The following is a 23666-nucleotide window of genomic DNA, read 5'->3' as shown; positions in this document are numbered from 1 at the left end:
TTATTCCCCTCCAAGGGCTCTAAGCATTGGTCTAAATTTCAAGCCCGTCTCCAAATATTCACTTTCGGAATCAGAATCTGCTACTACTCCACAGCCGGCAAACAACGATGCCTCGTTCCCCTGAATTAAGCCGGAGCGAATTGCCACCGCAAACTCCCCGTTCCCTTGGTAATCAAGCCAGCCAATTGGTCCAGCATAAAAACCGCGGTCAAGCTCCTCAACCTGCCTAATTTTTTCAACTGCTTCCTGTTGCGGCAGACCGCCAAGAGCGGGCGTCGGATGCAGCTTTTCTACTAATCTGAGCAATGATGAATCTTTACGTGCCTGACCGATTACAGGTGTGTAAAGATGCTGAATATCTCTAATTTTCATTAATTGCGGCTGGTCAGGAAGAATGATCTTATCACATGACTCCGCTAATGCTTCCCTGATCATTTCCACCACATAATGATGTTCAATTAAATTCTTTTGATCATGAAGTAATTCTTCTCCTAAACGCCGGTCTTCCTCTGCTGTAGTTCCGCGAGAAATGGAACCAGCCAGGCAGGTGGAAAAAATCTCAGTTCCATGTTTTTTAACGAGCCTTTCCGGTGTCGCCCCCAGAAAACAATCCCCATTTGATTCCAGTGCAAAGATAAAGCTTTCATGCTGCTGTTCATATAAGTTCGCGATTATTTTCCCCGTATCCAGCTGCTTGTTAAAAATAAGCCTCAGTTCACGGGCCAAAACAACTTTCTTCAATGGCCCGCCGCTTAATTCCTTGGCGACGTCGTCAACAGACCGTTTCCATTTATCCTTTGAAATTTCTTTTATTTCACTAAGTACTGCTGGTTCTGCTTCGCGCTTGAGATAAAATGAAAGCATCAGCTGATTGCGTTCAACGGAGATCTTCTCCAATAAAGAGGGATCATCCTCCGCCAGGCAAATAACATTTGTCGTTAAATAAGCCTCATTATGCATAATGGTGAGCATATATTTAGGTAAATAAAAGAGGGAATCAGGGTATTTTGCCCACAGTTCCGTTTTATTCTTATAGGGATCAAAAGAAAATCCGCCAAAAAGAACCGGACCAATGCCAATTGTGGAATAGGAATTAAAGATGAGACTGTCCTTTAAAATCTGTTCCCACTCTTTTTCCACACGAAAAAAGCGGTCAGTAGCCTGAACCGACTGAATCTGTTTTGCAATTCCAAGTCCAATCAGGAAAATCTCGTCTTTTGGATCCTTCCAGAAAAATCTTTCCCCTAAAAACAGCTCTTCTCCGGAATTTAAAAATGTAAATGGATTGAGGCCATCCAATTTATGCACTTCACTAAGCAATACGGGTCGACCAAGTTCCTTTGCGCGGTCAACTGCCGTAAGGCCCCTTTCAATTATTTCTGTTTCCTGAATGGTATACAAATAAATCCCTCCAAAACAGCCGAAATGACTGCCAGCCATCCATTTTGTAAGCCCTTTTTTTAAGATACAACTCCAATTGTAAAGAAGTCAACATGACTTGTCACTATTTATCCCCGTTTCATCCCTTATTATATGTCAAATTTCCGTGTAATGGTTAAAATGTGTTTTATCATTTTCTCACGAACTTCTCCCTATTTACCAAGTAGGGAGAATCTTCTAGTTTTGAAAGTAAAATTTAATTGACACTCATTGGTGAATTCCCTACACTTAGGGTTGGATATTAATAAAATTGTAACAATTTGATGAAATTAGAGATCTATATAAGGGGAGGAGAATGGCATATGCAGCCTAATTTACAGCAGGGTGCGAAACCGGTTGTTGAAGCCAACAAGGGTTTTCAAGTGTGGTGGCAAATGACCCGTCCTCATACATTAACAGCAGCATTTGTACCTGTTGTACTTGGCACCGCACTTGCTTTTAAAGAAGGAAGTTTTCACTTTGGACTTTTCTTTGCGATGTTAATTGCCAGCCTATTAATTCAGGCAGCCACTAATATGTTTAATGAGTACTATGACTTTAAACGCGGGCTTGATTCTGAACATTCAGTCGGGATTGGCGGTACTATCGTCCGTGACGGAATTAAACCAAAGACAGTCATGCAGCTCGCTCTAGCCTGTTATGGAATTGCCCTGTTATTGGGGGTTTACATTTGCGCCAATAGCAGCTGGTATTTAACTCTTGTCGGGCTTATTTGTATGGCGGTCGGCTACCTGTATACCGGCGGTCCGCTGCCTATTTCCTATACACCTTTTGGTGAATTATTTTCCGGTCTTTTTATGGGAATGTTCATTATCTTAATTGCTTTCTTTATCCAAACAGGAACCATTACCAGCGGAAGCATTCTGTTTTCAATCCCAATTTTTATTTTAGTCAGTGCGATTAATTTATCGAACAATATTCGCGACCTTGACGGTGATAAAGAGAATGGCCGCAAAACCGTGGCAGTTCTGTTAGGCAAGAAAAAAGCCGTTATATTATTAGCCGGGATGTTTATCTTTTCCTATCTCTGGGTTTTAGGGCTGATTATCAGCAGCGTTGCACCTATATGGACGGCTCTTGTCATTTTAAGCACAATCAAACCAATCAAGGCAATCAAAGTCTTTAATAAAGGCGTCCTGCCAATTCAAATGGCTCCAGCGATGAAGGCCACGGCGCAGACCAATACCTTTTTTGGACTGTTATTCACCGTCGGCATTTTTGTCGGACATTTCTTTTAGAATTTGAAAAGCTTCTGCAAGCTGCAGAAGCTTTTTGTTTATTGATAAGGTAAAATTCCCCAAATATCTCTTGCATATTCCTTGATTGTCCGGTCACTGGAAAAATAACCGGCATGGGCAATATTCATAAGACTTTTTTGCTGCCAGCGGATTGAATCTTTAAAAGCCTCACTTACTTTCTTTTGAGTAGTAGTATAGGAAGCAAAATCCTTTAAAACAAAATATTGATCGTTTTCCCCAAGTAAGGAATCGAAAATGGGTTCAAATTCATTGGACACATTAGGAAAAAAGCCGTTCACAAGCTGATCGACGACTTCACGAATTCGTTGATCATGATGATAATACTCAACCGATTCATAACCGCCATGTTGATAATAACGGAGGACTTCTGCTGCTGTCAGTCCAAAGATAAAGATATTATCTTCCCCTACAAGCTCATGAATTTCGACATTCGCCCCATCCAATGTTCCAATCGTTAATGCTCCATTAAGCATAAATTTCATATTGCCTGTTCCGGAAGCTTCTTTACTGGCAGTCGAAATTTGCTCGCTGACATCTGCCGCCGGAAAAATCCTTTCTGCTAAGGAGACGCGATAATTCTCCAAAAAAACCACTTTGAGTCTATTACCTATCTGCGGATCAGTATTAACCTTATCCGCTACTGTATTAATTAATTTGATAATCTTTTTAGCATAATAGTATCCCGGTGATGCCTTTGCCCCAAAAATAAACACCCTCGGAACGATTTCAAAACTGGAGTCCGCTTTCATCCGATTATATAGATACATAATGTGTAAAACATTCAGAAGCTGTCTTTTGTAAGCATGAAGCCGTTTTACCTGGACATCAAAAATGGCCTCTGAATCAACAGCTATTCCATTCTGTTTGTAAATCATTTCTGCTAGCTGCCTCTTATTATCGGTTTTGACTTTTTTTAAATGCTGTAAAAATGGCTGATCTTGCTGGAATTGAAGTAATTGTTTTAGTTTATCCGCTGATTGGGTCCATTCTGCTCCGATTGCTTCTGTAATCAAGGCGGACAGCCGCGGATTTGCTTGTAACAGCCAGCGGCGATAGGCAATCCCGTTTGTCTTATTATTAAATTTGTCAGGGTACAGCTGGAAAAATGGCTTCATTTCCCGTTCCTTTAAAATCTCTGTATGCAGTCTCGCCACTCCATTGACGCTAAAGCTGCCGACGATTGCCAAATGGGCCATTTTCACCTGATGGTCGGCAATAATCGCAAGACCGCTAATTCTTGCCCAATCACCGGGTGTTTCCTCCCAAAGCTTACGGCAAAAACGCTCGTTAATTTCTTCGACAATCATATATATCCTTGGCAAGAGCGGTTGAAAAATATGGACCGGCCATTTTTCCAACGCTTCTGATAAGGTCGTATGATTGGTATAGGAAATCGCATTCGTTGTAATATGCCATGCCTCGTCCCAGCCGAAGCCCTCCTCATCCATCAAGATTCGCATCAGCTCTGGAATGGCCAGAACCGGGTGGGTATCATTTATATGAAGGCAGACATATTCGTGCAGCTGTTCCAGATTCGCATGCTGCTTCTTATAAGAACGTAAAATGGACTGTATACATGCTGATACTAGAAAATATTGCTGTTTTAGCCGAAGGATTTTTCCTTCATCATGAGTATCATCCGGGTAAAGCAGCTCCGAAATAGCTTCTGTTTCCCGCTTATATTTAAGAACATCCTGATGAAACGGAGATTGGGCCGGCTCCGCGCTCCAGAGTCTCAGCGTGTTAACGGTGTTTGTGTTAAAGCCGACAACCGGAATATCGTAAGGGACAGCGGTCACCTTTTCAGCATTTAAATGCCGGAAGATGAGCCGGCCATTTTCAATTCTTGCTTCCACATTGCCCCAAAATGAGATGCTGACTGCCAAGTCCGCTTTGCGAACCTCCCAAACATTGCCGCTTCTGAGCCACTGCTCAGGCAATTCAACCTGATAACCATCAACAATTTTTTGTTCAAATAAGCCATGCTTGTAGCGGATGCCATGCCCATGGCCGGGAAGATTGAGCGAAGCCAGCGAGTCTAAAAAACAGGCGGCCAGTCTTCCTAAGCCGCCATTCCCCAAGCCCGCATCAGGTTCTATTTCTTCTATCTCGGTCAAATTTATTCCCAGTTCCTGCAGTCCGTCCTCAACCATCGCCTCCACCCCGAGATTGATTAAGTTTTGCCGTAAAAGCTTGCCTAATAAATATTCGATTGACAAGTAATAGACTTGTTTTCTCTTTGATGTCCAATAGCGCTCATTTGTTGTAATCCAGTCATTGCTGACAAATTCACGGATCATCTGACCAAGCGTTTGGTAATGATCTCTTGGCGTACTTTCGGCAAAGCTTTTCCCGCATAGCATTTCAAGCCGTTTTAAAAAGGTCTTCTTAAATTGTTCTTTCGAAGAAAACATGCGATTCACTCCCAGAGACGATTTCAGCGTAGAGCTGATTATAGCCAAAGGCCGATTGCGCCCAGCTATAATCCTTTTCCATTGCCTGTTTGATTATTTTCTGCCATGTCCTGTGATCATGATAGAAGCCAATTGCCCGCTGAATGGTAAAAAGCATGTCATGCGCATTGAAATCGCGAAAAGAAAAGCCATTTCCCTGCCCGGTAACTTCATTCCATGAGCTAACCGTATCATTCAACCCGCCCGTCTCCCGTACAATTGGAATAGCCCCGTATTTCATCGCAATCAATTGACCAAGGCCGCAAGGTTCAAATAGTGAAGGCATTAAGAACAGATCTGCCGCGGCATACAGCTTATGCGCCAAAGCTTCATTAAATTCCGTCTGGACCTTCAGCTTTTCCGGATAAATTCTTGCCGCCTGCCGAAAGAATTCCTCGTACTCGTAATCACCCGTTCCCAGGATTATGACCTGTAAATTTTCCTGCAGAATTTCCCGGAGTACACATTGTACAAGGTCAACCCCCTTTTGTTTGGTCAGCCGAGAAATCATCACCAGGAGCGGCGTACCAGGGCTTTGCTTTAGGCCGAATTGCTTTTGAATCATACGTTTATTATCCTGCTTTTTAGTTAAGTCCTCCAGACTATATGTTTGAAATATAAGCGGGTCATGAACAGGATTGTAGAACCCCTCATCAATTCCATTTAAAATTCCCACAAGGTCCTCATTCCGTTCCCTTAATAAACCCTCCAGTTTTTCCCCATAGGCCTCCGTCTTAATTTCCTCTTTATACGTTGGACTGACAGTGGTAATTTTATCGGCAGCAATCAGTGCCCCCTTAAGAAAATTGATATTTCCGTAAAACTCCAAATGCTGATAGTGAAGCTCTAGGTCCTCCAAGCCCAATAAATCCCCCAACACTTCTTTTGGAAAAATTCCTTGGAACTGGAGATTATGAATCGTAAAAACCGTTCTAATCAGCTCGTACCCCTTGTGCCTGTAATATTCTGTTTTTAATAGATAGGGAATCATTGCCGTATGCCAATCATGACAATGAAGCACGTCTGGGAAAAAATTCAGCTGGGCGATGGTTTCCAGAACCGCCCGGTTAAAATAGCTAAACCGCTCGCCATCATCGAAATAGCCATATAGTCCTTCGCGTTTAAAGTAATATTCATTATCGATAAAATAATAGATAACTTCTTGGAACTCGAGCTGCTCGATGCCGCAATACTGCTTTCTCCAGCCGACAGAAACGGTAAATTCCTTGACCTTTTTCATTTCCTTTTGATAATTTTCGGCAATCGTTCCGTACTTCGGAAGAATCACTCTAACATCTGTTCCCTGGGCCTTCAGTTCTTTTGGCAAAGACCCGGCAACATCGGCCAGGCCTCCTGATTTTGCAAACGGACCACATTCTGACACCGCAAATAGTACTTTCATGATTTCATCAACGCTCCTTGCTTCGTCCCTTTACGAATCACATATGGTGACCCTGGCGTGCCGATTATTTTGGTCCCTGCTTCAATTTTTACATCCTTATCCAAAATCATCGAATCCAGGTAACAATTATCTTCAATTTGGCATTTTTGCATGATAATGCAGTTCTTAATAACTGAACCTTTGCCAATTTTTACACCACGGGCAATGATGCTTCTGTCCACAATACCGCTGATGAGGCAGCCATTGGCAATCATCGCATTTGTTACTTTCGACCCTTTCAAATATTTTGTCGGCGGCTCATCCTTGACCTTGGTAAAAATGGGCCGCTCACGCAAAAACAACTGTTTCCACATATCAGGCTGCAATAAATTCATGTTGCTAGAATAATAGGTTTTAATGGAATCAATCATCACGGCATAGCCATCATACACATACTGGCAAATGGAATAGCCATGATGCGGGTCATTTACCACATCCTGCATGCAGGTATACCCGGTTTGATTTCTAGTTTCTAATAACTTGATGAGAAGCGAAGTTTTGATCAAATATATTTCTAGTGAACTTCCGCGCTGATCATGGATTTCCGTAATATCGCAGCCTGATTGCAAATGCCATTTAAAAACTGAGCTAAAATCGATATTTAAAATCGTAAAGCAATTACTAATAATCGCATATTCCTGTGTGCTGCGATAAAAATAATCCATATTAGCCGCAAAAAGGTCGAATGAACCAATTCTATTATATTCACTATCAACAATGGCCGATGGAAAAAAGAAAAGCCCATCCCGTTTGCGATTTAAATCCCAATTTTTTCCTGATCCTAAATGATCCATCAAGGAGCGGTACTGTATTTTTGGAAAAATAGCGACGCTTCTAATTCCAGAGTTAACCATATTTGATAAGATAAAATCAATAATTCGGTACCTACCGGCAAATGGCAGTGCAGCTAGAGACCGATGCGTTAATAAGTCCTTCAAGTCTTCATGATAGGTTGTTGCATCAATAATTCCTAATAGCTTTCTTTTCACTCAATAAGTCCCTCCAGTTTCTCTATTCCATCCCCAGTATCCTTGCTGCCATGACGGATCATGCTAATAGGCTGGCTTTAACCCGCGGATCAGTTGCTCGGTTACTAGAATTATTTTTTCATCAAAGGAACGAATCACCGTTCCATCCGGGATTGTCATATCATAAGGAACAATCGCTCTTTCGATGAAACAATCTTTACCTATAGCTGTATCCTGCATAACCACTGCATCTTTCACGACTGATCCTTTCCCAATTGAAACACCTTGAAAGAGCACGGAATGCTCTATTTCTCCTTCAATCGTGCAGCCTTCATTGATCAGTGACTCTTTGACAACCGCTTCCGGTGAAATAAACTGCGGCGGCCGATTCGGATTGACGGAGTAAATCTTCCAGCTGTAATCAAATAAATTTAACTCACAGTCTTCCTTTAATAAATCCATATTGGCCTCCCACAGGCTTTCAACAGTACCCACATCTTTCCAATATCCCCTAAACGGATAAGCAAACAAGTTTTTCTTTTCTCTTAATAACAAAGGGATAATATCTTTACCAAAGTCATGACTTGAATCGGGATTGTTAGCATCCAGTTCCAAATATTCCTTAAGAATATTCCAGCTGAAGATATAAATTCCCATGGAAGCAAGATTATTTTTCGGATTGGCGGGCTTCTCCTCAAACTCTACGATCCTCATATCACTATCCGTATTCATAATGCCGAACCGGTTGGCTTCGTCCCAGGCGACCTCAATGAGTGAAATTGTGACATCCGCCTGTTTCTCCTTGTGATATTCAAGCATACTCTCATAATTCATTTTGTATATATGGTCCCCTGAAAGGATTAAGACATAGTCAGGCTGATATTGCTTTAAATAATTCAAATTTTGATAGATGGCACTGGCGGTTCCGGTATACCACTTGACCTCTGAAGATTCACTATATGGCGGCAGTACCGTTACCCCGCCGTCCTTACAATCGAGGTCCCAGGCACTGCCAATGCCAATATAGGAGTTTAATAGTAAAGGCTGGTACTGTGTTAAAACGCCAACCGTATCAATTCCGGAATTAGCACAATTGCTTAGAGTAAAATCGATTATCCGATATTTTCCTCCAAAAGGGACTGCGGGTTTTGCCACCTCCTTGGTTAGATCATTCAGCCTGCTCCCCTTTCCTCCTGCTAGCAGCATGGCCACGCACTTTTTCTTTACCATTCCCTTTTCGCTCCTTTCGTTTTTTGACTGGTCTTATTATTTGAAACCCAAACGGGGCTACTGTTAGATGAAGTGAATATGGTTTTCCATGACTTGGCTCTTGTACCGCCATAAGTGCCCTTTTATTTACAACCCCCGATCCGCCATATTCTTCTTGGTCACTATTAAATATTTCCCGATACTGACCCGGATTGGGGACACCAATCTTATATCCTTGATAGCCAATACCTGTGAAATTACAAACAATGATCAGCAGGGCCTCTTCTTTTTTTCCGCGGCGAATAAAAGAAAAAATGGATTGATCTGCATTGTCAACGTCAATCCACTCAAAACCTGCCTGCAGGTGATCTAGTTCATAGAGCGCTTTTGAGCGTTTATATACTTTCGTTAACATTTTTACATAAAAATTATTCTTTTGATGAAGGGGATATTCCATTAAATTCCAGTCTAGTTGTTCTTTATCCTTCCATTCGGCAAACTGCCCCAATTCAAAACCCATAAATAGCAGTTTTTTCCCTGGATGGGCAAACATATATCCAAGCAATAGCCGTAATTGAGCAAATTTCTCGTGATATTCCCCAGGCATTTTATCAAGCAATGACTTTTTTCCGTGGACAACCTCATCATGTGAAAATGGGAGCATAAAGTTTTCCGAAAAAGCATATAAAAGTGAAAATGTAATCTTAGAATGAACGTGAGATCTGGCAAACGGCGGTGTTTCCATAAATTCCAGAACATCATTCATCCAGCCCATATTCCATTTATAATGAAACCCCAGCCCACCAAAGCGTACGGGCGTGGTTACACGGGGAAATTCGGTAGAATCCTCACCAATCATTAAAAAGTTGGGATTATATTCTTCGATCACCTGGTTCAACTTTTTTAAAAACGCAACTCCAAATGGATTTTCACGTTTCTCATGACCTGCATTGGGCCAATAAATAATATTGGCAACAGCATCCATCCGAAAACCATCGATATGAAAATAGTCCATCCAAAATAAGGCATTGGAAATGAGAAAACTTTGTACTTCTCCCTTACCTAAATCAAAATTGGCTGTTCCCCAAATCATATTTTCCCGATCGCCAGGAGTCTGATACGAATAAAGATGGGTACCATCAAAACGGTATAACCCATGTGCGTCTTTGCAAAAATGACCCGGGACCCAATCAAGGATTACGCCAATTCCGTGTTGATGACACTGATCCACAAAATACATAAACTCACGGGGCTCACCAAACCTTGAAGTAACGGAAAAATACCCGGTTCCTTGATAACCCCACGAATCGTCGAGCGGGTGCTCAACAAGCGGCAATAGTTCTACATGGGTAAATCCATGTTCCTTAACATAAGGGATTAGCTCGGCAGCTAATTCCGAATATGTAAGATAATCTCCATTTTGTTTTTTTCGCCATGATCCTAAATGGACTTCATAGATCACAACAGGCTCCGTTAAGAAGTTGCTTTGAGACTTCCGTTTCATCCATCGATCGTCTTGCCACGCATAATCATTTATGGAATAAACAATCGAGGCAGTATTCGGTCTTACTTCCGAATAAACGGCATAAGGATCAGCTTTTAACAGCCTCTCCCCAGATCGTGTAACAATTTCATACTTATAAAGCTTTCCTTCCAGATCGTCAGTCACAACGATCATCCAAACTCCTTCATTATTCATTTTGTTTAATTCATATCCATGACCATCCCAGTTATTAAACTCTCCAACCAGTCGGACTATTACAGCGTTGGGAGCCCATACACAGAACCGTGTACTCGTTTGGTTGGAATAGGAAAAAATATGAGCACCGAATAGCCGATGACTTTGGAAAAGATTTCCCTCATGAAATAGATGCAACTGATAGTCAGTGGGAAATATTGTGTTTACTGTCATGATTTCCTCTTCCTCACTTGAGAATATGTATTTCAAAAAACAATTATATATGCATTTGGGTCGTAATCCTCAAAATACTTTTTTCTCTTTTCAGACAATTTAGGCGGCAAATCGGGATAATGTTCGGTTTCTCATCGGTAGTCTTGCATTTTCGACAAAAAATTCATCAAACTTTGAGCCTTTTTGCTAAAAATATTAATTAACTTTTGATTTTTTTTTTAGGAACCAAGAAGGGGGGATTGGTAATAAATGAAAATCACAATGGAAATCACGGGCTACAACACCTAATTTTCTTCATGTAAATAGCCGTTAAATTCATAAATGAAAACTCGCCGACTGGCGAGCCTTTAAGGCGGTTCATGAGGCGTAGTTCGCCCAAAAGATTCACTATTGGGCTGCGATGCCTATGCTTATGAAGCTTTCCTTAGTACACTTATTTTTCTAAAAAATGGCACAAAAAAAATCGTCGTTTCTTGTAAAATTGCAAGTGGCCAAACCAACAATTTAGAAAGGACGATTTTTATGAGCAATCGAATGATTACTACAGGAAATTATCACACCCAAATGACTTATGCTTCGACTTTGGTGAACCAAGATTTTGCGGTTTTCTTTAAGACAGCATCTAGGCTGGTGATGTTGTCTTTGCCTTCGGTTTGGAGCCAGTCGTTACCAGCAGCTTGACCTTTTTCGGCGAATGGCTGGACGCCGTTTTTCCATGTAGCGCGGCCGCAAAGGACGCCGTTGAATTCTGCACCGGCTTGGGCAGCGAATTCCAGCGTATCTTGGAACAATTGGGCGCTGACCCCTGCACTTAAATAGATATAAGGCAGCTCTGTCGCATCACTTTGGTCTTTAAAGTATTGTTTTGCTTGTTCCGCCGTGTAGACAACCTCGCCTTCAGCGAAGCCTTCGACATAATTCATATTGACAGGCACTTCCACTTTTAACACATCGACGTTGTAGCGTGGGTCTGAGAACACCTTCATAGCGTCAATGACTTTATGTGGTTTTACCTTAGCATATTCGACGCTTTTCACATCTTCAATCGCTGCATCATATGAAACAATTTCCAGGAAGAACGGGATATCCTCGGCAACGCATTCCGAACCAACCCGTTCGATGAATGCGTGTTTGATATCATTAATCGCTGGGTCTTCATCAACATCATAATATAGAAGAAACTTAACCGCATCCGCCCCGGCTTCTTTTAACCGTTTCGCTGACCACACGTCAAGCACATCCGGCAGGCGTCCAGGAACGGTTGCGTCGTAACCGGTCTTTTCATAAGCCAACAGCAATCCTGCGTTTTCATCCCTTACTTCCGCAGCAGGCAGGCCATATTCAGGATCAAGTAAAATCGATGAGGCATATTTCGTGAGCTCTTTACTTACCAGTTTTTTGAATTCAATGATACCTTCATCGCCAATCTCTTTTGAGCTGGCACTTGCAATCATTTTTTTCAATGACCCCCTCTGGTCAATGGCCAATGCACCAATGATGCCATTTTCATCTGATAATCGTTTTAATGCTTCTAGCTTATTGTTCGTTAATTTGACCATAGTTGTAACTCCCTCTCTTTTGATCTTATTTTATCTCAATTACTTCCACTTGTTGGAAAACAAGATCGAATTTTGCTTTATTTACATAACCGGTTTGTGTCTCCATCGCATTTAACACCCCGGTTGTCATAGCTGTTTTCATAATATCTTCCGCTGATTTTCCTTGCAGCATCGCAGCCGCTAATCCAGCAACGACGGAATCACCCGACCCAACGGGATTCACTACTTGGACCGAAGGGATTTTTACTTGAAAATACGCATCGTTATGTTTGACAAACGCCCCTTTTGCCCCCAGTGATACGACAACCCATTCAATATCAGCAAATAACGGATCTGCTAAAGCCGTTTTAAGCCCGTCCAAGTTTTCTGCATGCAATTTTTTATCAAGCAGTTGATTTAACTCGTCAATGTTTGGCTTAATAAGATCCGGCATGGCTTCCTTAGCCTTAAGAACTTGCTCAAGCACCTTTCCCGAACAATCCAACAAGACAGGAATTTGCTGTTCACTGGCTAAACAAATCATTTCGGTGTAGACCGAAGCATCAAATCCTCTTGGCAGACTGCCGGAGATCGTAATAATATTTCCGGTTTTTAAAAATTTTCCAAAATGGGTGAAAAATTCATTTTTCTCTTTGGTGGAAAAATGCGGCCCAGCTTCCAAAATTTCCGTTTGCTTTCCCTCATGAAGAATGGCAATACAGTTTCGCGACTCTTGATTCGTCTTTAAAAAGTCGTGTGCAATTCCATCACGGTCCAACTGATTTTCAATAAAAGTCCCGAGTGTTCCCCCTATAATTCCGGTAGCGTTCACAGGGACGTCCAACAAGTGAATGACCCTTGCAACATTCAGGCCTTTGCCGCCTGCAGTTTTGCTGACATGTGCAACACGATTGACCTCATTTAAAATAAATTCATCTAAGTGATACGAGATATCGACAGACGGGTTCATGGTTACACTTACAATCATCGAATGACTCCCTTTTTGCTTTTACTTTATGGCACCAAATGCTTTTACATGATACCAGCAACCTTGCTAGTGAATGTTTTACGATATTTTTTTGAAGCCTAAACTCTTATACATGATACCTGCACACACCGTTAAGATAGGTGGCTTCCAGCTCCATTTTGTCCGTCAGCACGATAAAATCAGCTTCTCTTCCCGGTGCAATTGAGCCGCAGACATCATCAATATGACAGCTGGCAGCCGGGACAATAGTTGTCATCATTACCGCTTCTTCCGGAGTGGCAATGCCCCAATCAACAACATTTTTCAACGCTTCTTTCAGTTTTAGTACACTCCCGGCTAGGCTGCCGTTTTCAATCGTTGCCTTCCCGTCTTTGACGATGACCGGGAATTCCCCCAACGTATAGGCCCCATCCGGCATAGCGCCCGCGCGCATGCAATCAGTAATCATCGCCACCCGATCCCTGCCGCGGACATCCATTAAAATTTTTGCAGCTAATGGATGTACATGGTGGCCGTCACAGATTAATTCCGCAAATACCTTTTCCAGCGTCATAGCCGCCCCGACCATCCCCAGTTCACGGGAGGTTAACGGACTCATCCCATTATACGTATGGACAAACACAGAAGCGCCGCTTTCGACCACCTCTTTTGCCTGCTCGAAACTTGCATTGCTATGGCCCAACGCCACGACAACTCCCTGTTCTGTCACATTCTTGACAAATTCTGCAGCTCCTTTGCGCTCAGGAGCTAAGGCAATTTTTTTGATGATCCCGCCTGAGAGCTGTTGCCATTTTTCAAAAGCTCGCAGATCTGGATCAGAAAAATAGTCCGGGTTCTGTGCCCCTTTGTGCTCTTCCGTGAAAAATGGACCTTCTAAATAGATTCCTTGAATTTTTGCACCTTGAACTTCTTGATAATGCTTGCCAATGGTTTCAATGACTTTGTTGAGTAAATCGACCGGTGCAGTTAAAGTAGTGGGTAAAAATGAAGTGACACCGCAGGAAAGAAGACCTTCCGAAATAGCTTTGATGCCCTCAAAGTCATTGTCCATCACATCATGATTTAACAGCCCATGAATATGGGTATCGACTAACCCCGGGGCAATCCATTTCCCCTTACAGTCGATGACCTCGGCATGATCAACCGGGAGCGTTTTAGAATAGCTGCCAAATTTGCCGGCCACAATTTCTAAATAGCCGGCGTCCTCCACCGCATTCTTTAGAAAAAATTTATCTGCATAAACAAAGTAGCGCATTTTATTCCTTCTTTCATCGTAACAAAAGAGAAAAGAAGGGGAATCTTTTCTCTTTTGCTGGTATTCAAACAATTAGAATAATTTAAACAGGCTTCCAAGAATCCCGATTACAACGGTAACACCAATCAAGGTTAATGGTGAACGGCCTTTTTTCAACATCCAATAGCAGAAGAATGTATAAAGCAACGGTAATAATTGCGGCATAATTTGATCGATTACGCCTTTTTGCAAATCAACATTAATGCTGCCGGCATGGATTTTGATGCCAAATTTGAAATTAATATAAGTGGCAACAAGTGCGCCGATAACGGTTAACCCGACGATTGATGCGGCACGAGAAATTTTCTTGGTACTTTCTTTTAAGCTTAATACTGCTTTTGTTCCTGCATTGTATCCATAATGCATCAAACCAATTATCTAATATGTCTAACTTTATAAATGAATTGGTCAGCTCTGGCGATACTGAATGTAAACTCAATAACCTGGTTTGCTGTATTGTAGGTGGTACGCTCCAATTTCAGGCAGGCAGAATTAGTCGGAACCTGGAGGAGGTGGGCTTCCCTGCTAGGAATAATGCTTGCTGAAAATTCCTCATCAGCTGCCTTAATCACCTGTGAAAATTCCTCTTTAAAAATTTCATACAAAGGCTTCTTTTTTACTAATTCCTCGGTTAGACTCGAAAACTTTGCAAAAGGTAAATAACTCGTTTCAACCATCATGGGTATACCATCTGCAAGCCTTAAGCGGATAATTTTAATGGCATTTTCCTCACCAGATAGGCCCATATGTTTTGCCAAATAATCATTAACCTTGATCACTTCAAAAGATAAGACCTCGGTTTTCGGGACTTTACCCAATTTTTTCATATGTTCGGTAAAACTGTAGCTCTCCATTAAATTTTGCTTATTCTCAGCCAAGGTAGCTACAAAGGTCCCTTTTCCATGCATTTTGTATATATAGCCCATCTTTTCCAATTCAGCCATGGCCAGCCTCACTGTAGTCCGACTAACATTATACTTGGTGCAAATTTCCCTTTCGGAAAGCATCCTATCATGTGGCTTCATATTTTCTTTAATTTGCTTCCCTAAAATATCAACTAACTGATAATATAAAGGTACTTTACTATCGCTGATAAGCACATATTTCGTCTCCTTAAATTCAAACTGGTCATTACCTTTGTTGAACTGGTTACTACCTCTTGATTAAATTATATACCTTTTATCCCCAATGTCAAGAAAAAATTGAAACCCCTTTCAAAGAAGCGTGGGGGACGGTTTGGAGCTGTCCAAAAAGTCATTAATTTTGACTTTTGGATGCCCCATTATTTTGCATTCTTTCAAAAAAGGGCACAAAAAAAATCGCCTTCTCTAGTAAAATGTAAGTGACCAAACCAACACTACAGAAAGGGCGATTTTTTTATGAACAATAATGTGAAGAACTGGACCTATGTCGAAGAAGACGACTGTTTTATTTGTTCGAATGAAAGGAAAGTGACGTTTAAAATTATGACCCCTACGGGATTCGAACCCGTGTTACCGCCGTGAAAGGGCGGTGTCTTAACCGCTTGACCAAGGGGCCAGATAAAAACGGAGAAGGAGGGATTTGAACCCTCGCGCCGGTTACCCGACCTACACCCTTAGCAGGGGCGCCTCTTCAGCCACTTGAGTACTTCTCCATATGGCTCCGCAGGTAGGATTCGAACCTACGACCGATCGGTTAACAGCCGATAGCTCTACCACTGAGCTACTGCGGAATAAATAATGTTAGGATGGGCCTAAATGGACTTGAACCATCGACCTCACGCTTATCAGGCGTGCGCTCTAACCAGCTGAGCTATAGGCCCATTATGGAGCGGGTGATGGGAATCGAACCCACAACAACAGCTTGGAAGGCTGTGGTTTTACCACTAAACTACACCCGCATTATTTAATTGATTTTATAATCATATACTCATACACGCGTGGAATGCCTCTTCCTCTAATAGCTAATTCGATGATGATAAATGCGTCGAGGCAACTCGTAGCAGACTCACGATGCAATGCTCGTGGCTGTGGTTTTACCACTAAACTACACCCGCATTATTTAATTGATTTTATAATCATATACTCATACACGCGTAGAATGCCTCTTCCTTTAATAGCTAATTCGATGATGATAGATGCGTCGAGGCAACTCGTAGCAGACTCACGATGCAATGCTCGTGGCTGTGGTTTTACCACTAAACTACACCCGCTTATTTATTGATGGGGCGGCTGACGGGAATCGAACCCACGAATGCCAGAGCCACAATCTGGTGCGTTAACCACTTCGCCACAGCCGCCACAATATTCTTTTTTAATAATGGTGGCTCAGGACGGAATCGAACCGCCGACACAAGGATTTTCAGTCCTTTGCTCTACCGACTGAGCTACTGAGCCATATTAAGAATGTACCCTACAGAAAGGCTAGTTATAGTCCTTTGCTCAAAAAATCTCACGATTTTTCTCGCAGATTGCCACAGAAGCATATTCAAAGGAGCATGCAATCTGCTCTACCGACTGAGCTACTGAGCCTTCTAGTTAAAACTAAAAATGGCGGTCTGGACGGGACTCGAACCCGCGACCTCCTGCGTGACAGGCAGGCATTCTAACCAACTGAACTACCAGACCAGATTGCGGGGGCAGGATTTGAACCTGCGACCTTCGGGTTATGAGCCCGACGAGCTACCGGACTGCTCCACCCCGCGATAATAATTATTTAAAGATTATGGCGGAGGAAGAGGGATTCGAACCCCCGCGCGGTTTAACCCGCCTGTCGGTTTTCAAGACCGATCCCTTCAGCCAGACTTGGGTATTCCTCCGTAAATTATATAAGAAATTAAGATAAATGGTGGACCTTGTAGGATTCGAACCTACGACCGGACGGTTATGAGCCGTCTGCTCTAACCAGCTGAGCTAAAGGTCCTTTATATTTGGTAGCGGCGGAGGGGATCGAACCCCCGACCTTACGGGTATGAACCGTACGCTCTAGCCAGCTGAGCTACACCGCCAAATATATATATATACAGTTAAGGTGGAGCCTAGCGGGATCGAACCGCTGGCCTCCTGCGTGCAAAGCAGGCGCTCTCCCAGCTGAGCTAAGGCCCCAAATTTTAAAAAAGATGGTCGGGAAAACAGGATTCGAACCTGCGACCCCTTGGTCCCAAACCAAGTGCTCTACCAAGCTGAGCTATTTCCCGTTAATATATGGCGCGCCCGAAAGGAGTCGAACCCATAACCTTCTGATCCGTAGTCAGACGCTCTATCCAATTGAGCTACGGGCGCAATATTAACATGGTGCCGAGGACCGGAATCGAACCGGTACGGTAGTCACCTACCGCAGGATTTTAAGTCCTGTGCGTCTGCCAGTTCCGCCACCCCGGCAAATCTGGAGCGGAAGACGGGATTCGAACCCGCGACCCCCACCTTGGCAAGGTGGTGTTCTACCACTGAACTACTTCCGCATATTGAATGGTGCGGGTGAAGGGAGTCGAACCCCCACGCCTTACGGCGCCAGATCCTAAGTCTGGTGCGTCTGCCAATTCCGCCACACCCGCATGATTAAATGGTGAGCCATGAAGGACTCGAACCTTCGACCCTCTGATTAAAAGTCAGATGCTCTACCTGCTGAGCTAATGGCTCATACTGTTTAACCTTTTGTCGATTGCTTTTAATGGTGGGCCATGAAGGACTCGAACCTTCGACCCTCTGATTAAGAGTCAGATGCTCTACCAACTAAGCTAATGGCCCATTATCAACAAATTGATAAAAGAGGCAAAAGGTGCCGGCCAGAGGACTTGAACCCCCAACCTACTGATTACAAGTCAGTTGCTCTACCAATTGAGCTAGGCCGGCAAAGAAATAAAATATGGTGGAGGATGACGGGATCGAACCGCCGACCCTCTGCTTGTAAGGCAGATGCTCTCCCAGCTGAGCTAATCCTCCAATAATTTATGCCCGGCAGCGTCCTACTCTCACAGGGGCGCGTGCCCCAACTACCATCGGCGCTGAGAAGCTTAACTTCCGTGTTCGGTATGGGAACGGGTGTGACCTTCTCGCCATCACCGCCAGGCCATTAATTTAATCGACACTTTCTTATTATAGTGCCTTTTTCATTTTTTTCAAGAGAAAATTTTCATTCCCTCAAAACTAGATAATACAGAAGAAGTAGTTAAGAACGAGTTCATTTATATTAATTGTCCAGCTCCAGCGTCCAGCAACTAGTGTCTTTCGGTCTTTTCCCTACGATAAGTCAACATCGAATCGTTTCACTCTTCGTGTTTCCTTTATCTCAGTCAAAGCCCTCCACAAGGAACACTTCGTCAGCGTAGGCATCGCACGAGGAAAAAGCATTAGCTTTTTCGAGGAAGCCATACGTTGCTAAGCGGACGCTTCCGCTTTTCGATTTTGGTTAAGTCCTCGATCGATTAGTATCAGTCAGCTCCACGTGTCACCACGCTTCCACCTCTGACCTATCAACCTGATCATCTTTCAGGGATCTTACTAGCTTAAAGCTATGGGAAATCTCATCTCGAGGGGGGCTTCATGCTTAGATGCTTTCAGCACTTATCCCGTCCGCACATAGCTACCCAGCGATGCCTTTGGCAAGACAACTGGTACACCAGCGGTGCGTCCATCCCGGTCCTCTCGTACTAAGGACAGCTCCTCTCAAATTTCCTACGCCCACGACGGATAGGGACCGAACTGTCTCACGACGTTCTGAACCCAGCTCGCGTACCGCTTTAATGGGCGAACAGCCCAACCCTTGGGACCGACTACAGCCCCAGGATGCGATGAGCCGACATCGAGGTGCCAAACCTCCCCGTCGATGTGGACTCTTGGGGGAGATAAGCCTGTTATCCCCAGGGTAGCTTTTATCCGTTGAGCGATGGCCCTTCCATGCGGAACCACCGGATCACTAAGCCCGACTTTCGTCCCTGCTCGACTTGTAGGTCTCGCAGTCAAGCTCCCTTGTGCCTTTACACTCTGCGAATGATTTCCAACCATTCTGAGGGAACCTTTGGGCGCCTCCGTTACTCTTTGGGAGGCGACCGCCCCAGTCAAACTGCCCACCTGACACTGTCTCCCACCCCAATTGAGGGGTGCGGGTTAGAATTTCAATACAGCCAGGGTAGTATCCCACCGACGCCTCCACCGAAGCTGGCGCTCCGGTTTCTCAGGCTCCTACCTATCCTGTACAAGCTGTACCAAAATTCAATATCAGGCTACAGTAAAGCTCCATGGGGTCTTTCCGTCCTGTCGCGGGTAACCTGCATCTTCACAGGTACTATAATTTCACCGAGTCTCTCGTTGAGACAGTGCCCAGATCGTTACGCCTTTCGTGCGGGTCAGAACTTACCTGACAAGGAATTTCGCTACCTTAGGACCGTTATAGTTACGGCCGCCGTTTACTGGGGCTTCGATTCAGAGCTTCGCGTGAGCTAACCCCTCCTCTTAACCTTCCAGCACCGGGCAGGCGTCAGCCCCTATACTTCGCCTTGCGGCTTTGCAGAGACCTGTGTTTTTGCTAAACAGTCGCCTGGGCCTATTCACTGCGGCTTTTCAGGGCTATGCACCCTAAAAAGCACCCCTTCTCCCGAAGTTACGGGGTCATTTTGCCGAGTTCCTTAACGAGAGTTCTCTCGCTCACCTTAGGATTCTCTCCTCGCCTACCTGTGTCGGTTTGCGGTACGGGCACCTTGAATCTCGCTAGAGGCTTTTCTTGGCAGTGTGGAATCAGGAACTTCGGTACTATATTTCCCTCGCCGTCACAGCTCGGCCTTCACGGTGAACGGATTTTCCTATTCACCAGCCTAACTGCTTGGACGCGCATGACCAGCAGCGCGCTTACCCTATCCTCCTGCGTCCCCCCATCACTCAAACGATTCAGAGGTGGTACAGGAATATCAACCTGTTGTCCATCGCCTACGCCTTTCGGCCTCGGCTTAGGTCCCGACTAACCCTGAGCGGACGAGCCTTCCTCAGGAAACCTTAGGCATTCGGTGGATGAGATTCTCGCTCATCTTTCGCTACTCATACCGGCATTCTCACTTCTAAGCGCTCCACCAGTCCTTCCGGTCTAGCTTCAACGCCCTTAGAACGCTCTCCTACCACGGACACCAACGGTGTCCATCCACAGCTTCGGTGATACGTTTAGCCCCGGTACATTTTCGGCGCAGAGTCACTCGACCAGTGAGCTATTACGCACTCTTTAAATGGTGGCTGCTTCTAAGCCAACATCCTGGTTGTCTAAGCAACTCCACATCCTTTTCCACTTAACGTATACTTTGGGACCTTAGCTGGTGGTCTGGGCTGTTTCCCTTTTGACTACGGATCTTATCACTCGCAGTCTGACTCCCACGGGTAAGTCTTTGGCATTCGGAGTTTGTCTGAATTCGGTAACCCGATGAGGGCCCCTAGTCCAAACAGTGCTCTACCTCCAAGACTCCAAGCCGTGAGGCTAACCCTAAAGCTATTTCGGAGAGAACCAGCTATCTCCAAGTTCGATTGGAATTTCTCCGCTACCCACACCTCATCCCCGCACTTTTCAACGTGCGTGGGTTCGGGCCTCCAGTAGGTGTTACCCTACCTTCACCCTGGACATGGGTAGATCACCTGGTTTCGGGTCTACAACTACATACTAAAGATCGCCCTACTTAAGACTCGCTTTCGCTGCGGCTCCGTCTCTTCAACTTAACCTTGCATGCAATCGTAACTCGCCGGTTCATTCTACAAAAGGCACGCCATTACCCGTTAAAGGGCTTTGACTACTTGTAGGCACACGGTTTCAGGTTCTCTTTCACTCCCCTCCCGGGGTGCTTTTCACCTTTCCCTCACGGTACTGGTTCACTATCGGTCACTAGGGAGTATTTAGCCTTGGGAGATGGTCCTCCCAGCTTCCGACCAGATTTCACGTGTCCGGCCGTACTCAGGATCCACTCAGGAGGGAACGAAGTTTCGACTACAGGGCTTTTACCTTCTCTTGCGGACCTTTCCAGATCGCTTCGTCTACTCCGTTCCTTTGTAACTCCATGTTGAGTGTCCTACAACCCCGAAAGGCAAGCCTTTCGGTTTGGGCTGTTCCCGTTTCGCTCGCCGCTACTTAGGGAATCGCGTTTGCTTTCTCTTCCTCCGGGTACTTAGATGTTTCAGTTCCCCGGGTCTGCCTTCCTTACCCTATGAATTCAGGTAAGGATCCTGCTCCATTACGAGCAGGGGGTTCCCCCATTCGGAAATCTCCGGATCGACGCTTACTTACAGCTCCCCGAAGCATATCGGTGTTAGTCCCGTCCTTCATCGGCTCCTAGTGCCAAGGCATTCACCGTGCGCCCTTTCTAACTTAACCTAAAAGGTTTAAAACCATAAATGAGCGATTACTCGGTTCTTACTTGGTTACTTCTTCTATTACGATTATCTAGTTTTCAAGGAACAAGGCTACTGATTTTCATCACGAAGTGATGGATCATATAGCTTTATGAGAGATTATTCTCTCAAAACTAAACAAACAAGAAACGTCAACTCTTATTATCCTTAGAAAGGAGGTGATCCAGCCGCACCTTCCGATACGGCTACCTTGTTACGACTTCACCCCAATCATCTGTCCCACCTTAGGCGGCTGGCCCCTTGCGGTTACCCCACCGACTTCGGGTGTTACAAACTCTCGTGGTGTGACGGGCGGTGTGTACAAGGCCCGGGAACGTATTCACCGCGGCATGCTGATCCGCGATTACTAGCGATTCCGGCTTCATGCAGGCGAGTTGCAGCCTGCAATCCGAACTGAGAATGGTTTTATGGGATTGGCTTAGCCTCGCGGCTTCGCTGCCCTTTGTACCATCCATTGTAGCACGTGTGTAGCCCAGGTCATAAGGGGCATGATGATTTGACGTCATCCCCACCTTCCTCCGGTTTGTCACCGGCAGTCACCTTAGAGTGCCCAACTGAATGCTGGCAACTAAGATCAAGGGTTGCGCTCGTTGCGGGACTTAACCCAACATCTCACGACACGAGCTGACGACAACCATGCACCACCTGTCACTCTGTCCCCCGAAGGGGAACGTCCTATCTCTAGGAGTGTCAGAGGATGTCAAGACCTGGTAAGGTTCTTCGCGTTGCTTCGAATTAAACCACATGCTCCACCGCTTGTGCGGGCCCCCGTCAATTCCTTTGAGTTTCAGCCTTGCGGCCGTACTCCCCAGGCGGAGTGCTTAATGCGTTAGCTGCAGCACTAAAGGGCGGAAACCCTCTAACACTTAGCACTCATCGTTTACGGCGTGGACTACCAGGGTATCTAATCCTGTTTGCTCCCCACGCTTTCGCGCCTCAGCGTCAGTTACAGACCAGAAAGCCGCCTTCGCCACTGGTGTTCCTCCACATCTCTACGCATTTCACCGCTACACGTGGAATTCCGCTTTCCTCTTCTGCACTCAAGTCCCCCAGTTTCCAATGACCCTCCACGGTTGAGCCGTGGGCTTTCACATCAGACTTAAAGGACCGCCTGCGCGCGCTTTACGCCCAATAATTCCGGACAACGCTTGCCACCTACGTATTACCGCGGCTGCTGGCACGTAGTTAGCCGTGGCTTTCTGGTTAGGTACCGTCAAGGTACCGGCAGTTACTCCGATACTTGTTCTTCCCTAACAACAGAGCTTTACGACCCGAAGGCCTTCATCGCTCACGCGGCGTTGCTCCATCAGACTTTCGTCCATTGTGGAAGATTCCCTACTGCTGCCTCCCGTAGGAGTCTGGGCCGTGTCTCAGTCCCAGTGTGGCCGATCACCCTCTCAGGTCGGCTACGCATCGTCGCCTTGGTGAGCCGTTACCTCACCAACTAGCTAATGCGCCGCGGGCCCATCTGTAAGCGACAGCTTGCGCCGTCTTTTAGCTTATCTACATGTGTAGATAAGAATCATCCGGTATTAGCTCCGGTTTCCCGAAGTTATCCCAGTCTTACAGGCAGGTTGCCCACGTGTTACTCACCCGTCCGCCGCTAACCTCGAGGAGCAAGCTCCTCTTGATTCGCTCGACTTGCATGTATTAGGCACGCCGCCAGCGTTCGTCCTGAGCCAGGATCAAACTCTCCAATGAAGTTAAGTTGATATAGCTCATAAAATTTAACGTTGGCTTCATTTCGTTAGAAATGAATTTTTTCTATGTTGACGTTTTTGTTTGTTTAGTTTTCAAAGAACA

12 protein-coding genes, 22 tRNA genes and 3 rRNA genes are annotated in these 23666 nt (G+C 44.8%); 1 reads left to right on the top strand and 36 read right to left on the bottom strand.

The window, feature by feature from the left end; all coding sequences use genetic code 11:
• The gene (locus tag RCG24_RS00185) at positions 1–1401 is read right to left on the bottom strand and encodes an isochorismate synthase (protein WP_308078009.1); all 1401 of its coding nucleotides are present in this window, start codon (positions 1399–1401) and stop codon (positions 1–3) included.
• A gap of 341 nt (positions 1402–1742) precedes the next feature.
• Between RCG24_RS00185 and RCG24_RS00180 the strand changes: the two genes are divergently transcribed.
• Positions 1743–2678, top strand: coding sequence for a 1,4-dihydroxy-2-naphthoate polyprenyltransferase (locus RCG24_RS00180; protein ID WP_202653152.1), 936 nt, complete (start codon positions 1743–1745; stop codon positions 2676–2678).
• Between the two features lie 38 nt (positions 2679–2716).
• Here RCG24_RS00180 and RCG24_RS00175 read toward each other — a convergent pair whose 3' ends face one another.
• From RCG24_RS00175 to RCG24_RS00005, 35 genes are all read right to left on the bottom strand, one after another.
• A complete protein-coding gene (locus tag RCG24_RS00175) occupies positions 2717–5113 on the bottom strand; it encodes a glycogen/starch/alpha-glucan phosphorylase (RefSeq protein WP_308078008.1) in 2397 nt (798 codons plus the stop codon).
• Positions 5088–6554, bottom strand: coding sequence for a glycogen synthase GlgA (gene glgA, locus RCG24_RS00170; protein ID WP_308078007.1), 1467 nt, complete (start codon positions 6552–6554; stop codon positions 5088–5090). Before glgA ends, RCG24_RS00175 begins: the two co-directional genes overlap by 26 nt.
• Entirely contained in the window at positions 6551–7582 is a 1032-nt protein-coding gene (locus tag RCG24_RS00165; protein WP_308078006.1) for a GlgC family sugar phosphate nucleotidyltransferase, read from the bottom strand. The genes glgA and RCG24_RS00165 overlap by 4 nt, the downstream gene beginning before the upstream one ends.
• 63 nt (positions 7583–7645) lie before the next feature.
• Complete coding sequence (locus tag RCG24_RS00160; protein WP_308078005.1) at positions 7646–8791, bottom strand: glucose-1-phosphate adenylyltransferase; 1146 nt, start codon at positions 8789–8791, stop codon at positions 7646–7648.
• A complete protein-coding gene (glgB, locus tag RCG24_RS00155) occupies positions 8730–10682 on the bottom strand; it encodes a 1,4-alpha-glucan branching enzyme (protein WP_308078004.1) in 1953 nt (650 codons plus the stop codon). Before glgB ends, RCG24_RS00160 begins: the two co-directional genes overlap by 62 nt.
• A 569-nt stretch (positions 10683–11251) precedes the next feature.
• A complete protein-coding gene (gene lacD, locus RCG24_RS00150) occupies positions 11252–12241 on the bottom strand; it encodes a tagatose-bisphosphate aldolase (RefSeq protein WP_308078003.1) in 990 nt (329 codons plus the stop codon).
• Positions 12242–12266: 25 nt separating this feature from the next.
• The gene (locus tag RCG24_RS00145; RefSeq protein WP_308078002.1) at positions 12267–13208 is read right to left on the bottom strand and encodes a hexose kinase; all 942 of its coding nucleotides are present in this window, start codon (positions 13206–13208) and stop codon (positions 12267–12269) included.
• Between the two features lie 106 nt (positions 13209–13314).
• Positions 13315–14463 carry an N-acetylglucosamine-6-phosphate deacetylase gene (gene nagA, locus RCG24_RS00140; RefSeq protein WP_308078001.1) on the bottom strand — a complete coding sequence of 383 codons (1149 nt, stop codon included), beginning with the start codon at positions 14461–14463 and terminating at the stop codon, positions 13315–13317.
• Between the two features lie 72 nt (positions 14464–14535).
• Positions 14536–14868, bottom strand: a complete 333-nt coding sequence (locus tag RCG24_RS00135; RefSeq protein ID WP_308079079.1) for a PTS system mannose/fructose/sorbose family transporter subunit IID — start codon at positions 14866–14868, stop codon at positions 14536–14538.
• A gap of 8 nt (positions 14869–14876) precedes the next feature.
• On the bottom strand, positions 14877–15602 hold the full coding sequence (locus tag RCG24_RS00130; RefSeq protein WP_202653138.1) for a GntR family transcriptional regulator: 726 nt from the start codon (positions 15600–15602) through the stop codon (positions 14877–14879).
• Positions 15603–15969: 367 nt separating this feature from the next.
• Positions 15970–16041 (bottom strand) — tRNA-Glu (locus tag RCG24_RS00125).
• Between the two features lie 9 nt (positions 16042–16050).
• Positions 16051–16138, bottom strand: a tRNA-Ser gene (locus tag RCG24_RS00120).
• A gap of 3 nt (positions 16139–16141) precedes the next feature.
• Positions 16142–16216 (bottom strand) — tRNA-Asn (locus RCG24_RS00115).
• Positions 16217–16232: 16 nt separating this feature from the next.
• Positions 16233–16306 (bottom strand) — tRNA-Ile (locus RCG24_RS00110).
• Positions 16307–16310: 4 nt separating this feature from the next.
• Positions 16311–16384 (bottom strand) — tRNA-Gly (locus RCG24_RS00105).
• A 323-nt stretch (positions 16385–16707) separates the two neighbouring features.
• Positions 16708–16783, bottom strand: a tRNA-His gene (locus RCG24_RS00100).
• A gap of 21 nt (positions 16784–16804) precedes the next feature.
• Positions 16805–16880 (bottom strand) — tRNA-Phe (locus RCG24_RS00095).
• 154 nt (positions 16881–17034) lie between these two features.
• Positions 17035–17111 (bottom strand) — tRNA-Asp (locus RCG24_RS00090).
• 3 nt (positions 17112–17114) lie between these two features.
• Positions 17115–17188, bottom strand: a tRNA-Met gene (locus tag RCG24_RS00085).
• 21 nt (positions 17189–17209) lie between these two features.
• Positions 17210–17302, bottom strand: a tRNA-Ser gene (locus tag RCG24_RS00080).
• 27 nt (positions 17303–17329) lie between these two features.
• A tRNA-Ile gene (locus tag RCG24_RS00075) sits at positions 17330–17406 on the bottom strand.
• Between the two features lie 8 nt (positions 17407–17414).
• Positions 17415–17491, bottom strand: a tRNA-Met gene (locus RCG24_RS00070).
• A 24-nt stretch (positions 17492–17515) separates the two neighbouring features.
• Positions 17516–17588 (bottom strand) — tRNA-Ala (locus tag RCG24_RS00065).
• Between the two features lie 15 nt (positions 17589–17603).
• Positions 17604–17680: transfer RNA gene (locus RCG24_RS00060), tRNA-Pro, on the bottom strand.
• An 8-nt stretch (positions 17681–17688) separates the two neighbouring features.
• Positions 17689–17765, bottom strand: a tRNA-Arg gene (locus RCG24_RS00055).
• A 10-nt stretch (positions 17766–17775) separates the two neighbouring features.
• Positions 17776–17864: transfer RNA gene (locus tag RCG24_RS00050), tRNA-Leu, on the bottom strand.
• 5 nt (positions 17865–17869) lie between these two features.
• Positions 17870–17944, bottom strand: a tRNA-Gly gene (locus RCG24_RS00045).
• 8 nt (positions 17945–17952) lie between these two features.
• Positions 17953–18037, bottom strand: a tRNA-Leu gene (locus RCG24_RS00040).
• A 9-nt stretch (positions 18038–18046) separates the two neighbouring features.
• Positions 18047–18122, bottom strand: a tRNA-Lys gene (locus RCG24_RS00035).
• Positions 18123–18154: 32 nt separating this feature from the next.
• Positions 18155–18230 (bottom strand) — tRNA-Lys (locus RCG24_RS00030).
• Positions 18231–18262: 32 nt separating this feature from the next.
• Positions 18263–18335, bottom strand: a tRNA-Thr gene (locus RCG24_RS00025).
• Positions 18336–18349: 14 nt separating this feature from the next.
• Positions 18350–18425, bottom strand: a tRNA-Val gene (locus RCG24_RS00020).
• Positions 18426–18435: 10 nt separating this feature from the next.
• Positions 18436–18552: ribosomal RNA gene (gene rrf / locus RCG24_RS00015) — 5S ribosomal RNA — on the bottom strand.
• Between the two features lie 335 nt (positions 18553–18887).
• Positions 18888–21825: ribosomal RNA gene (locus tag RCG24_RS00010) — 23S ribosomal RNA — on the bottom strand.
• Between the two features lie 189 nt (positions 21826–22014).
• Positions 22015–23564: ribosomal RNA gene (locus RCG24_RS00005) — 16S ribosomal RNA — on the bottom strand.
• Together the 16S, 23S and 5S rRNA genes with 22 tRNA genes alongside form the textbook arrangement of a ribosomal RNA operon.
• Positions 23565–23666: the final 102 nt, after the last annotated feature.

This window comes from Neobacillus sp. OS1-32 (assembly GCF_030915425.1).
Classification (GTDB): domain Bacteria; phylum Bacillota; class Bacilli; order Bacillales; family Cytobacillaceae; genus Neobacillus; species Neobacillus paridis.
The sequence above is the reverse complement of the archived record's forward strand: the minus strand, read 5'-3'. Positions and strand labels throughout refer to the sequence as shown.